Origin of the sequence: Symmachiella dynata (assembly GCF_007747995.1) — a bacterium.
Classification (GTDB): domain Bacteria; phylum Planctomycetota; class Planctomycetia; order Planctomycetales; family Planctomycetaceae; genus Symmachiella; species Symmachiella dynata.
Genome location: NZ_CP036276.1, coordinates 6,329,120 through 6,342,973 on the forward strand (window position 1 = coordinate 6,329,120; position 13,854 = coordinate 6,342,973).

Below are 13,854 nucleotides of genomic sequence, written 5' to 3' on the forward strand. Positions count from 1 at the left end.
TCGCAAGACTGCTCCCGGTCTCTGTTGATTCGGCAGAGATTTCCCAATCGGACAAGCTTCAACTCGACGATGGTTGAGTGATTTGGTACACTCATATCAACGAACATCAATACTAACTTGCGGCTTTTTCGCAACCATGACCCAGGAGTATTTTGTTATGGCCGATGCTCTCAACCGGCGTTCCTTCCTCAATCAATCCGCTCTCACAGGAGCGGCCATCGGCGTCGCGGCTTCGACGGGAACAAGCTTCGCCGCAAACGCCGCCTCGGCTAAGGTCGTCGTCGGCGTCATGGGCATGAGTCGCGGTCGTTCCTTGGCACAATCATTCACCAAGCAGTCCGGTTGCGAAGTTAAGTATGTGTGCGACGTCGATAAGACGCGCGCCGAGGCCGCTGTCGGGGCCGTCGAAAAAGCAGGCGGACCGACTCCGCAAGCAATCGGCGATTTCCGCCAGATTCTTGACGACAACGAAGTTGACGCACTGGTCTGCGCCGCACCAAACCACTGGCATGCCCCGGCAACCATTTTGGCCTGTGCCGCCGGCAAGCACGTCTATGTCGAAAAACCGTGTAGTCACAACCCTCGCGAAGGGGAGATGATGATCGAAGCGGCGCGGAAACATAATCGCGCCGTACAAATGGGAACACAGCGACGCAGTTCCGATGGGATCATCGAAGGGATCGCAAAGTTGCACGAAGGGGCCATCGGTCGGGTCTATTGTGCCCGCAGCTGGTACGCCAGTGCGCGCGGAGAAACCGGTAAAACCATTCCTGCCGAAGTCCCCGCCCAGTTGAATTACGACCTCTGGCAAGGCCCCGCACCGCGAATTCCGTATGCGGAAAACCGAGTTCCTTACAAATGGCATTGGTTCTGGCATTGGGGCAATGGAGAATTAGGGAACAACGGAGTGCACGCCCTGGACCTTTGCCGCTGGGGATTGGGGGTCGACTATCCCATTCGCGTGACATCGACCGGTGGTCGGTACGTGTTCAATGACGACCAACAAACCCCCGACACCTCGTCTGTGGCTTTGGAATTCGACAACAAGCAACTGATCACCTGGGATGGACTGAGTTGCAATCGACACAACAATGTCGACGATTTCGCCACATTTTATGGCGAGAATGGTGCGCTCTCCATCAAGAGTGGCGGCGGGTATATCCAATACGACAACAAAGACAAGGTCGTCAAAGAAGTCGGGGGCAACCGAGGGGACAATGAACATATCCTCAATTTCCTCACGGCGATTCGCAACGATACGCCCTTGGCCCTCAATGCGGAAATCGAAGAGGGACACAAGAGCACCTTGCTGTGCCATCTGGGCAATATCGCTCAGCGGACCGGCCGGGCCATGACCTGCCGCAACAACGACGGACACATCGTGGGCGACGACAAAGCCATGGAACTGTGGTCGCGAGACTATGATCCGCAATGGGAACCGAAAGTTTGACGCAGATTTTCGGCAGCGTCATCTTAACGACGGTGACGCTTGCCGTGATTGCGCGATGTCCAAGGTAGGGGAATCAGGATGATCAACCTCAAGAAAATATTGTTGCCGACCGATTTCAGCGAGAACAGCGAACACGCACTGCAATATGCGCGCGAGTTTACTGAACTATTTGACGCCGAACTGCATATCCTCCATGTCTCGCACCAAATGGCCTTAGAGCATGGTATGAGCTTTCTGCCGCCGGGCGATTTGATGTTGGATATGCGCCCCGCGGCAAAACGCAAGTTGCATAAGATCGCAAACGACGACTGGGCTGCGGAACGGACAATTGTCCGCGAAATGCGCGAGGGCCGCCCGTTTGTCGAAATCATTCGCTATGCAGACGAAGTTGAAATCGATCTCATTATCATGGGAACACACGGCTGGGGGCCGATTTCGCACTTGCTAGTCGGTAGTGTGGCGGAGAGGGTCGTCCAAAAGGCACACTGCCCCGTCATGACGATTCGGCCCGCTGGGCATGAATTCATCATGCCGTGATCACAGCTTTGCGCAAGTCGCTATTCCTGTCGCCCTCCCTGCATGCCGCGCGGCCCCAAAGAGAATGTCGCGGCCAATAAAAAAACTCCGGAGGGTGCGCCCCCGGAGTCTGTGGTATTCTGCTAGTAATCGGCTCAAGAGGCTACAACGCCTTGAGACGGATCGCAAAGCTCATTGAGCGACTTCGACTTCCCCGCCAGCGGTCGTGGATGAGGCACGATATAGGTTGATGTCGATCGAATCATTCACAAAGCTGACGGACCCATCGCCGCGCAGGAAAGACGCTCCGCCGGTGTGATTGCTGCGAAAACCGCTGCAACGGTCGGATCCACCATCGAGACTGCTGGTACAGTCGGAGACAACTGCCGGGGGGGGCGGGTTCGTCGGATCATTCCAGCCGCCGATGACGGTATCGGTCACGGGGTTTTTGTTTAGTTTATGCACGGTCGTGCCATAAACATGGGTCCCGATGATTTCCAGCAGCGAGACATACCCGTCCGAGGATGGCTGTGCAATCAACCACGCATTGGCGGCCACATACTCTTCGCCAGACGAGTCGACCGCGGCCGTACAAGGATTTGAATTGGACGTACAAAGCTTCCATGGCTCGCCGCTGGTTCCTTCTCCCATGGCAAAGGTGTTGCTCGTTCCATCCACCATGTCCCGAAACCTGACGGTCAGATTGAAGTCAAACATTCCCCGCACATTCGATGATATCCCAGACGAGGGCAGGCACCAAGCATCGTGTGCCCCTTTGCACAATATGTAATCTGTCGTGCCATAGGTGTTGCCCACCGGCGCGCCGAAGAGCGCCAAAGCGGCGCCAAGTTTTTCTTCGGTGAACGGCTGGTCTAATGTTGATGACGGGCAGGTAAACGTATTGATGGGGGTTCGCGCCACTGCAGGGGTTTGTCGTTCCCAGTGTTCATTGAAGTCATACAGTTTTTGCAGGTTCCCTTGCTCAATGTAAGGCAGCATATAAGTCATGGCATTGGCCCAATAGCTGAACATCCTGGACTCAACGGCGGTCCCGATGGGAAACATGCGATGCACGTCATGGTAGTTGTGCATCGCAATTCCGAGTTGTTTCAAATTGTTGCGGCACTGAGTTCGTCGAGCTGCTTCACGAGCCTGTTGGACTGCCGGTAGTAGCAAGGCAATCAGGATCGCGATAATCGCAATGACTACCAACAATTCGATCAGCGTAAAACCAGAGGGGCGTTTTTTTGGCATCGCTAGATTCCCATTCAATTGACAAGAAAGAGCACAGTCTTAAGAGACTTTAAAGTCAACGATGCATTCAGAATGTCTAGTCCCCATCAGATAATCAAGAAAATTCTTGGTGTATTACACATTTGGATCAATTTACCGTTTTCCCATCACGTGCATATCCTGGCACAATTGGTATTGCACGATCGAATTTAGAGGTCACCCTAAGCGCACTGTAATCGATGCTTATGTATTACAACCCGCTGCCAACAGCAGAGAGATATCCTGCGCAAGTAGCCCAATCTTGGAGCACGAGCAGGTTCAGCTTACGGCAGCCAGAAGCGCTGGCTGTTAGAGAAGAGTCTGTGCTAGTGGTTTAAGATCGTGTTTCAAATTACGATTTACAACTTCAATCCAGCGGACCGGGAGGGCGAAGCTCCTGCTGAGCCGCATTATGGCATTTGATGTGGGGCAGTGTGAAGATTTCCATCGTCAATGCAAGCTGTCGGGTTCATCGCGGCTCGACCGGAGCCTCGTCCTCCCAGTTTGAAAATACGCTCTATGAATTGCCGTCAGCAGCGAGTTGGGAGGCTTTGATTTTCTCGATCGCTTCGGCAGCGGCCTTTTGATCGGGGTGTTCGGGACCGGACGGACCGTCAGCAAGTTTTTCCAAGGCGGGAAGAGCCTCAGCCGCCCGCGCGCCGGCTTCCCCAAGCTTAAAGGCAGAAAATGTTCGACTTCGAATATTCCGACTGGTGAGCGTTTTGATCTCGAGCGGAACATCAACCGAGGCTGCGTCTTTCAGCTTCAATGGGGCTGGTTCATCCGCCCCGCTTGCTCCACAACCAGTCAAAGAGAGGCAAGTCAGCGCCCCGACGAGAAACAGGTACTTCAGCATATCAATCCTCCGATTGGATTTGGTTTTGCAGACCTCGTTGACCATCCGCGCCACTATACCAAGGATTTATTCAATACGCGAAAACTCTTTGGCTGAAAACAAAAAACTCTGTCGGCGAATGTGCCCACAGAGTTTTTAATGACTACAAGTAGTTTCAATCCCCTCCGACGCATCTCGCTGACACGGAACTGAACGATCTCAGAACAAGCGCAACCGGGTATTGAGACTGGTTCTGGTACGCGAGAAATGACTTTCCCGTTCCGCTGAACACGTCAAGGACGTGTTAGCTCGATCACGCCCATGTCGATTGGATCACTGCCCGCGGGGACGGCTAACCTGAATTCGGACTTCTTCAGATCCGAGTATTTCCCTTTAAAGAGATCGGGTTTTTCACTTTCCCTTTGGAACGGCTGTGTGCGACCGCTATGGTCAATGAAAGTAATCGTGTAATCGCCGGCGGCAAGCCCGTCGTCTTTGCGATAGCTCCATGCCTGGAATTTACCGTCCACATCTGTCGTGGCTTTGGGAAAAATTCGGTGGCTGGTTTCCTTCTCGTCAGCATGAAAACTGATTTTGATGCCGGCTACCGGTTGACCGTCCACATGTACCACGCCAGAAACAGGAACGACTTCTTTCTCATTAACTGGCGTTCGCGGGCTTGAACAGCCTGCGGCCAGTAAGCACAAAACAACAGCGACACTAAATCGTCTCAACGGGCCAAACGGCGCCGATTGCATCTTATTCACGATTTCTTGATCTCCCGAGGTGGTCGACTGACACAGTGAATTCATTCGCTGGCCGTCAAATATTAAGGCAAGAAACAACGCACGCTTTTGATTCAGGCGGGCCAGACTCCGGAATAGAAAAGAAAAGCCCAACCGTGAACGAGTCACGGTTGGTCTTTTTCTCAGTGCAATGCAGGAAACCACTATGGATTCACAACTTCGCCACCGGCACGGGTATTCTGAGCAGCCCACACTGTGGTATCGATGCTCTCGCTGGTGGATTGGACGGAACCATCTCCCATCAAAGTGAGTGTCGCCCCGGTGTGGAACGAATAAGGTCCAGCAACGTCCGACTGTGAATCGACTGCGTTGGTGCAGTTGATCACACACGGTCCGCTGTTCTGCACACCGTTATCGATGAGACCAAACGAATTATACGGGGTCCCGGTGGCAAAGGCAGATCCCGTAAAGGCGCTGACCCAAATCCCACCGTTACTGCCCACACTCGAATTGGCAAACGTATCCGCTTTACCATCGGTAAAACCTTGTTCGCGATTCGCGTGTTCGTGAACGAAGTACGTGTTGGATGTTCCGTCGACCATGTCACGAATCCGGTTGCCGTCATTGTTATTAATAGCAACCATCGGTCCGGCTCCGACATCGACAAGGTATAAAGCGCCACGGATAGCTCCCGCGGTATTGGATCCCGGGTACAGTGCCTGATGATTTGCCTCAACGTCACCGTCGAGGTCAATGATCGTAATGTAGTCGCAAACGCCGCCCGTTTGAGTATTCGTTGAGGGAACACCAACAGCCGGAATGGGCGGATTGCTGGGGCCTCCGCCGGTCAGTACGGTGGCGGCGTGCGGGGCTGACGGGCATATGAAACCTGGAATCGCTGTCGATTGGGCCACGAGACTATTAGCAGCGGCAGCATCGACATCATCCAGGATGCCGCCAGCAGCTTTGACAGCTTTGTAAACATTGCCTTGATCGATGTAAGGCAACAAAGCAGTGGGCCAAGTCATGGATCCCGGCAAAGGAGTCACCGTCCCTGCAGTCAGGTCGGCATTCGAAATGTAGGTCTGTGGGAAGGTCAAATAGACATCGTGGTAGTTGTGAAATGCAAGACCGATCTGCTTCAGATTGTTACGACACTGCGTTCGGCGAGCCGCTTCGCGCGCTTGCTGTACAGCCGGCAACAATAAAGCGATCAGAATCGCAATAATTGCAATGACCACCAACAATTCAATCAGCGTAAAACCAGATCTACGTCGCGTTGCCATGGGCAAACTCCTTCATGAAATATGACGGGAACGGAAGAAAAATGACTAGCGTGAATACGCACAGAACTGCCGAGCAACAACCGACCAGTCGGTTGGTTTTCTAAAAGATGAGAAGAGGCACATCGTGCAGGATGTGCGTTTTATAGCCGTATGTCAAGGAAAACCCTTACATGACTTCCAGTTTTTGAGAAAATCGTGTAAAGATTTCAATAACTCTACTCCTCGGTCAACCATGCCCGCATTCGTTTGGTGACTAGATCAGGCTTGTCTTGTTGGATGAAATGCCCTGCACCCGGCACCGTAATCAACGTGAGGTCCTTGTCGACCCACTGCCATGTGTCATTCAGCGCCCCTGGCAATAACGCCCAATCGTCCAGGCCATGAAACATCAGCACCGGGCTTTGAATCTTGGGGTACGTGCGATCGCTGTCGTCATACGGCTCACGGGGGTAGTTGGCCTTGTAATAATTCAACATGCCTTCGATTGAGGAACGCTGAAATGCGGAGACATACTTCTTGCGGTCTTCTGGATCCTTGACCCACGCAGCCAGCGCTTCGGGGGTCAGCGCAGCAGCGGCACCCGGCTTTTGAAAGTTGCGGGCGTAGGCGCTGCTCTTGTGTTGGTCGGGATTGTCGCGCAATTCGCGCATCAGTCCTTGGGGGTGCGGTAAGTTGAGAATCACCAACTTATCCAGCATCTCGGGATGGGTCATGGCAAACATCCACGCCACCATTCCACCCCAGTCGTGCCCCACGACGATTGCCTTCTCTTTTCCTAAGTGCTTGATGACCGCACGGACGTCGCCCACGAGCTTGTCGGCCGTGTAATTCTCAACCCCCTCAGGCTGATCGCTTTTGTTGTAGCCCCGTTGATCGATCGCCACGACTTGAAAGTCTTGGGCCAAGACCGGCATTTGTTTCCGCCACGTGTACCAGTAGTCGGGGAACCCATGGATCATCACGACCAACGGACCTTTACCCATGGTGACATAATGGATTTTGACTCCGTCGGAATCCGCATAGCCATCTTCGCCGAACTCCGCCCCCTGTGCCGTCACTGAAATCGCCATCAAAACCAAGACACCTCCCAGGAAGTTCTTCATAACTGCTGTTTCCTATTCGCTGTGAATGCTGAGAAGGACAACCCACAGAGATCATCCGCAAGTTCTGGCCTAGTAATCCATTCAGTCCGGCAAGGTACCGTTCGATCCGTGTGATTATTTCGGGACCGTCCTCGATTTCGGTGCGGACGACTTGTCCGGTGCCTCTGCTCCGAGCAAATGCAACAAACGCACGGTTGCCGGTTCGTCCGGCGTGATCTTGATGATTTCTCGATAAATCGATTCTAGCTGTTGCCGTGTTTTGGGTGAGAGTTCGTGTAAATAACGGACATTGTGTTCGCGGATTTCGTCGCCGACCAAACACATGACCAGCGTGTTCACCGGATCAAAGCCCATCCGAAACGACCGCAAGTTTGCCTTGCCATCATTCAATTGAGGCCGCATGGCCGAATCGTTTTCCGGGCTATGCGTCGCTCCCAAATAGTGTCCCAACTCATGCAGCAAGACTTCGAGCCGTTCTGCTTCGCCCATGTTTTTTGACCATTCCCGGATGAGGATATGCTGCCGCAGCGGCGCAAAGGTCCCTCCTAATCGAGTCCGCTGCTGCAAGATGCGGGGCTGGCTGCTAAAGCCGATTGCCAATGCCGCCGGTTCAACGCGCGCCTCTCGCTCAAATTCGGCCAACATTTTCGAAAACTGCCGCACCTCGTTATCAGAATCCCAGGTATCGACGCCCACCACTTCAAATCGCACGCGGCAATGCTGCTCGAAGATTTTTGAAGCCCGCTCTAACCGCGCACGGAGCCGCGTCTCCCAGAGCTTGCGCACAAACGGCTCTTCGTCATCCACAAACAGTTTTACCGGAATCGTGCAGATCTTCGTATCCGGCGGATCGTTATTATTTTTGAGCGCCGCCGTCTCTTGCTGTTTGGGATCTGCGTCAGTCGCAGCGTGCGCAACGGCCTTGTTCGTCACGTCAGCGGCAAAGCCAATGCGATTTAATTCCAACGGTTTCTGATCGCTCTGGTGAAAAAAACAAACGCTATTCGGTTCTACCTGCAAGACCTGAGAGACGTCCGCAGAGCCAAATTGGACTTCCACCGCTGCGGTTACGGGAATCGAGACCAACTCCTTGACCGGAATTGTGTAGGAGATCTTCTCACCAGCTTGGTGTTTGACCTGGAACGAGACCGCTTTGCCAGTGCGATTCGTCAGTACGATGACGTCGGCCAGCAGCGGCGCGGGGAGACAACCGGCGATGAGGCAAGTGAAAATTGCGTACTTGAAATTCATAAACCGGATCTCGCCTTGATGCTGAGCCAGGGCATGGATCCGCTTGATTGATCAATCCCCCTTTAACACCATTCTACGGCGCTGGGACGCGCATGCAATCAGAAACTGTTACAGCGGGCGGTTATCTATTGAGACGGCGCAATCCCCTGCCAGCGTGCCGTACCGATGGCAAAGTATTTGTGGACAAACGGCGGTTTTTGGCGGCTGGCGTACCAAATCCGCCAACTCCCATCGGGCAATTGCCGTATCGATTGACTGGTCGTGTAGTGCGATTCCCATTCGTGCGACGGATCGGGACGGAAGACTGGGTTGTGCGGATTCTTCTGCCAATTGATACCGTCACTGCTTACGGCAAAACCAATCGCTGTCTTCCCCTCAAAGGCGGACCAATAACTGCCGTACCACATCAAGTACAAATCCCCCGACTTAATCACGGTCGGATAAAACAACCGCCCTTGTTCCCATTTTTGACCAATTCGCAGCACCGCTTCTTTGGTTTCTTTCCACTCTTGGCCATCGCTGCTTTGCGCATGCCGAATTTTCCAAGGTTCGGCGGAGACGTCGGTGTACCACATCTGATAGGTCTCACCGACCTTCAGGATCGTGGGGGCATAGACGCCGCTCAATTGTGGATCACTGGGGGGCGACCATTGGATGCCGTCGCGACTTTGGGTTTCGTGTAAATTGTGTACGCTCTTTCCAAACAAATGGCTGGCGCTAAACCACATCCGCAATTTTCCGTCTTCGCGAAGTACTGAACCATCGGCATTGCGCAAGAGCGTCGGCGTGAGTATCGAGGATTCGCCGTCGCCGAATTCAAAGACCGGGTTCGCGGGATATTTTTCAAAGGTGCGGCCATCCTTGGAGGTGGCCAGTCCTAATCGGAAAACCCGCTTGGCGACCTTGCCCTGCGATCCGCAATACCACATGCGGTACCGTCCCTCCTCCAGCGCAACGCATGGTGCAAAGACGTGCATGTCGTCAAACGCGCCGTGCTCGCCAAGTTCGATAATCGGCCCCTCGGTATCGCGTTCCCACTCCTGTGGCTGTAGCCAAGGGGCGAATTCCGGCGGGTCGGCTGGTTCATATGCGGCGACGAACGAACAATTTGCCAACACAATCCACAAAACGGCCAGCCAACTGCACGACCGTGAAACGATCAGCGACATGGGAGAACTCCCGATGTAAAGAGATGTGGCGGAACACAGTGCCTGAAAACAAACAACAGGATATCCAGACCGTGGTGAATGCCGCTTCAATGATTGAGACGGATCATATCACCGCGGATTGAACACAGTTCAAACACAGATTTGGAACCGCGACCCGGCAGACTTCCCCACCGACTGCTTGCAGTCAGGGTCGGCAAGGTAGGCCGAACACGGCATGATCGTAACATCGAGCGCTGACGCGACGAACCATCAAATTTGTCAGCAAGTTGTACGAGAAATGAATGATTGAAAAGCAAGTCATCTAGAAATGACTTCGTGACATTAACGATACAAAGTTTTTCTCAGTGTTCAATCTGTGTTTTCTGTGCGGCCAAGAATTCCGTAGAATTCCCCCTCATGAAAAGCGGGAAAAAACAGCCTCACTTTGCTGCCGGTTCCGGGAATTTGGGTTCGCGGTTGAAGCGTATATCGCGGGGGCCGAGAATTTTCATATAGAACTGATGCGCCCCGCCTTCGTTGACGATCTTCGCCAAGATCGGATTCCAACCTTGTTTGAGGCGAATGCTGACTTTGTCCTGATCGGGGCGTGCCGTGCGGCCGGCCGTTTGCTTGTGGACCAATTCCCCGTTGAGCCAAACGCGGCACTGGTCATTCGATCCAATCGAGAGAACCGCATCTTGATCCATCGGGGAATGCACATAGGTCAACGCATAGGCCGAGACGTCTGCCTGCTCACCAAAGATAGCGCCCAAATCCAACAGGCCGCTGGCCGAGACAAGTGTCGATTTCCATTGGAGCGGTTTGCCTTCGGCATCGTTCACCGGTTGCTGGGGATCGGGATTTTGCTCCGGCGGATAGGCCGTTTCCAATTCGCCCGGATACAACCCGGCGACCCACCAATGAAAATTGCGTGTCCGCAATGTTTCTTGGGCGTCACGATCCTTAAGAAATGCGACGAGGTCGATGAATTCTTGGTAGTTCAGCAGCGCGATCACGTTGTCCGGCATCAAGCTTTTTTCATCCGGCTCGAGAAACTCGATGTCAGTCTTGGCGATGCGCGTCTCCTTGCCCTGTGCATCGCGGATCACGACTTCTTGGTCATTGTCCAGCACTTTTAACCCGGTATGCACACGGCCTTGTGCTGTTTCGACGATGAACTTTTGATAGCCCTCTTTGATTTCCTTGGAGGGGTCGATCATCGATTCCAAAATTTTGGGGATCGAGTGCGTTTCCCAGATTTTTGTCAGGTCAGGCCCGGTGTTCCCGCCGACCCCTTCCAACGTGTGGCAACCGACGCAACTGACCTTATTTTTGTCTAAAAATACTCCCATACCGTTTTGCGGGCGGCCGACAGTGGCCACCATTTCTTCGACGCGTTTGACCTCCTGGGGATCCAACGACAACGCCAACCCGCCGGCAAGCACGCGTTTGAGGACGGCGGCAACTTGCGGGTCCTTGTCCGCATGTTTGCGGAGTGCTTCGGAGACCACCGGCAACAAACTGACCGGCAGACGGCGGTCCGCATACAGCGTGCCGGCAAACTTGGCCCGTTCCGGGGTACTTCCCAACACACGAATCGCGGCCGCTTGATAGGCCACATCTTTGGTGGTGGCAATCGTTTCACTGGAGACCGCCAAAGCGCGGCGGAAATCGACCTCGGTGAGTGCCTCTAATGCATCAGCGCGAAGCGGACCTTCTTTTTCGGTCCATTCCACCAGCAGGCCGATGGTTTCATTGGCGCGCAGCGCGCCGAAGGTTTTCAGGATTTCTCGTTTTTCTTCTAGTGTTGTTTGTTCAGACTTCAAATTGGCCGCCAGCGCATCGATGGCGGCGATTAGTCCCAGATCACGAATGCTTTGCATCACCGTCAGCCGCACGTCTGCTTCGTCGGAGTTGATTAACTTGAGAATCATCGCCTGCAACCGCTCCGGCGCGACTCCCCCCACTAGCGACACCGCATTGAGGCCCGCTAGCGTTTCGTCGACGGCGGCCGCTGGATGTTGTTCCAACCAGTTGGCGACCGCATCGCCGGTGATGGGCGGATTGAGTTGATAGTTGCGGTAGGATGCGAACAGGCGGATGCGTTGCTCACTCGTCAGTTTATCGGAGTGTTCTATGGCGACGGCCAACTCATGGGCTGCCTCGCGAGTCCGTAATGCTTCGAACACGCGAACGGCCGTTTCTCGTGCCGCTGGATCATCGGACTGCAGCCAACTGGTGAACTTTGAAATCCCCGCTCGCCCGGTATGCTCCAACGCGCGGATCAATCCGTCACGGTAATAGACATCGTTTGCGTCCTCGTGATACAAAGCGTTGGCAATCAACGGGGCGACGCGGGCCCCGTAGATTTTGGCCAGCGCCAGTGCCGTTTGACGTTTGACCGCCAAATCGGTCTCGGTACGGAATTGTAATTCCAACCCCCGGGAGACGGTCGTATCGGCCGGCAAATACCCGAATTGCGGCGTTTTTCCCTCCGGGGCATAGCGCAAGTGATTGCCCAATCCGTCAGCCGCCAACCGGCGGATGTTTGCATCTTTATTCTGCAGCGCCATCACCAGCGCGGTTTGTACGCTCGCGTTCCAGAATCGCTGCATGCCACCCAACGCGTGCAGTTTGGCATGGATCGGTGCTTTTTCGTCGGCAAGAATTTTCAAAAACGTCGCACGGTGTTTTTTGCCGCGTTTGACAAGTTCGTCCGTTGCGCGGCTGCGTTGTTCGAAGTCGCCGTTTTTGAGAATTTCGACCAACTGCGCATCATCGGCCGTTGCCAGCTTGGCCCAACTGTCGGCTGGCTGAAGTGGAATAGCCGGCATCTCGTCGGTGCCGGACCAACTCAGCCGATACAACCGCCCATGCACGCCGTCTCCCCACAATTTGCCCGCACCGCCGGAGTCGGTCCGCCAGTCGAGCACATAAATGGCGCCATCGGGTCCCATCGCTGCTTGGCAGGGCCGGAAATAATCGTCGTCCGACTGCATCAGCGTGAATTCTTTTGTAATGCGGAACGTCGCACCCTGTGGTTCGACGAAATACCCACGCACCGATTTGCGATAGACATCGGGATAAATGAATACGCCGCGAAACTCTTCAGGAAATGCCGTGCCGGTGTAATGCAACAGCCCCGCCGGCGCGCCGCGACCGGTTTTGATCATCGAAGGCAACTTGCCGGGTAACTCGCCATTAACGGCTCCACGTTGAAAGTCGCTGCGACAACATTCGACTTCGGGAAACAACCGCCATCCGTAATCGGCCCCTTCCACCACATGCATGATGCGGACGCCCATGAACTTTGACCCGTCCTCCTGGTCGTTGTCGACATGGAACATGTTGAAGTTTTCATCGAAGACCACGTCGCGATAAGGATTGCGAAATCCGCGGGCAAATTCCGTCAACTGCCGTCCATCCGGTGTGCTGCGGACAACCACGCCGCACCGCATGACATCGACGCGTGTGCCGTCGACCCCTTCGCCGCGATTGTCGTTGTCGCCGGAGGTGACATACATTCCCCCGTCATGGCCAAACGTTACGCCCGAGATTTGATGATGGTGAAATCCGCAAAACCCACGGAGGACTTCTTCTTGCAGATCAAACGGCCCGTCTGCTTTGGATTGCTTGCGACGAATCACGTGCCCCACCGACGGCAGATACGTCCAGCCATCATGAAAGGCCACCGACGAAGACAATTCGAGGTCATCCAAAACCACCTGCGCTGCATCGTACTTGCCGTCGCCGGTTGTGTCTTTAAGCGTTTTCAAGACATCGGGCACATCCTTAGTCATCCGCAAAATGCTCAGTTGCGTGCCATCCTGGAGGGTCACATCGTAGTAAGTTTGCTCGGCGGACTTGCCTTTGACCCATTCCAGGATGTAGAGCGTGCCGTCCGGGCCGAATCGCATGCCGACCGGATTGACGATTTCCGGTTCGGTCGCCACGATCTCGACTTTGATGCCTGCTGGCGTATGATAGCCGGCCAATTCGGGATTCAATGTCCCTTGATCAATCATCTTGACCCACCCCGGCGCCGGTTTGGGCGGGGCTTGGACATTGTTGTAGTCAAATTCTGGTTCTTGAGCGGTCGCGGCTATGCACGTCAGAAACTGTGTGGCAATAATAAAAAATAAGCAGGTCGCGTAGCGAATAATCACGGGTCGGTCATCTCCTCATTGGTTTCAATGCAGCTGGTCGCGATCGTTAGAACCGTTGATCGCAACCTATTCAGGTTACGT

Annotated in this window: 10 protein-coding genes; 2 read left to right on the forward strand and 8 right to left on the reverse strand. The window is 54.2% G+C overall.

Features of this window, described 5'->3' with window-relative positions:
* The first annotated feature begins 157 nt into the window (after positions 1 to 157).
* Both Mal52_RS24065 and Mal52_RS24070 read left to right on the forward strand, forming a co-directional pair.
* The gene (locus tag Mal52_RS24065; protein ID WP_145379061.1) at positions 158 to 1,450 is read left to right on the forward strand and encodes a Gfo/Idh/MocA family protein; all 1,293 of its coding nucleotides are present in this window, start codon (positions 158 to 160) and stop codon (positions 1,448 to 1,450) included.
* Between the two features lie 78 nt (positions 1,451 to 1,528).
* Positions 1,529 to 1,987: a universal stress protein gene (locus Mal52_RS24070; protein ID WP_145379062.1), complete on the forward strand. Its 459-nt coding sequence runs from the start codon at positions 1,529 to 1,531 to the stop codon at positions 1,985 to 1,987.
* A gap of 171 nt (positions 1,988 to 2,158) precedes the next feature.
* On the opposite strand, the gene Mal52_RS24075 is transcribed toward Mal52_RS24070, so the two are convergent.
* From Mal52_RS24075 to Mal52_RS24110, 8 genes are all read right to left on the reverse strand, one after another.
* Positions 2,159 to 3,220, reverse strand: coding sequence for a DUF1559 domain-containing protein (locus tag Mal52_RS24075; RefSeq protein ID WP_145379063.1), 1,062 nt, complete (start codon positions 3,218 to 3,220; stop codon positions 2,159 to 2,161).
* Between the two features lie 535 nt (positions 3,221 to 3,755).
* The gene (locus Mal52_RS24080; RefSeq protein WP_145379064.1) at positions 3,756 to 4,094 is read right to left on the reverse strand and encodes a hypothetical protein; all 339 of its coding nucleotides are present in this window, start codon (positions 4,092 to 4,094) and stop codon (positions 3,756 to 3,758) included.
* Between the two features lie 272 nt (positions 4,095 to 4,366).
* Positions 4,367 to 4,987, reverse strand: a complete 621-nt coding sequence (locus tag Mal52_RS24085) for a peptidase associated/transthyretin-like domain-containing protein (RefSeq protein WP_145379065.1) — start codon at positions 4,985 to 4,987, stop codon at positions 4,367 to 4,369.
* Positions 4,988 to 5,022: 35 nt separating this feature from the next.
* On the reverse strand, positions 5,023 to 6,105 hold the full coding sequence (locus Mal52_RS24090; RefSeq protein WP_145379066.1) for a DUF1559 domain-containing protein: 1,083 nt from the start codon (positions 6,103 to 6,105) through the stop codon (positions 5,023 to 5,025).
* A 215-nt stretch (positions 6,106 to 6,320) separates the two neighbouring features.
* Positions 6,321 to 7,208, reverse strand: a complete 888-nt coding sequence (locus Mal52_RS24095; protein WP_145379067.1) for an alpha/beta fold hydrolase — start codon at positions 7,206 to 7,208, stop codon at positions 6,321 to 6,323.
* A gap of 114 nt (positions 7,209 to 7,322) precedes the next feature.
* The gene (locus Mal52_RS24100; protein WP_145379068.1) at positions 7,323 to 8,459 is read right to left on the reverse strand and encodes a M12 family metallo-peptidase; all 1,137 of its coding nucleotides are present in this window, start codon (positions 8,457 to 8,459) and stop codon (positions 7,323 to 7,325) included.
* 125 nt (positions 8,460 to 8,584) lie between these two features.
* The gene (locus Mal52_RS24105) at positions 8,585 to 9,628 is read right to left on the reverse strand and encodes a glycoside hydrolase family protein (protein WP_145379069.1); all 1,044 of its coding nucleotides are present in this window, start codon (positions 9,626 to 9,628) and stop codon (positions 8,585 to 8,587) included.
* A 419-nt stretch (positions 9,629 to 10,047) separates the two neighbouring features.
* Positions 10,048 to 13,773: a PVC-type heme-binding CxxCH protein gene (locus Mal52_RS24110; protein ID WP_145379070.1), complete on the reverse strand. Its 3,726-nt coding sequence runs from the start codon at positions 13,771 to 13,773 to the stop codon at positions 10,048 to 10,050.
* Positions 13,774 to 13,854 lie beyond the last annotated feature (81 nt).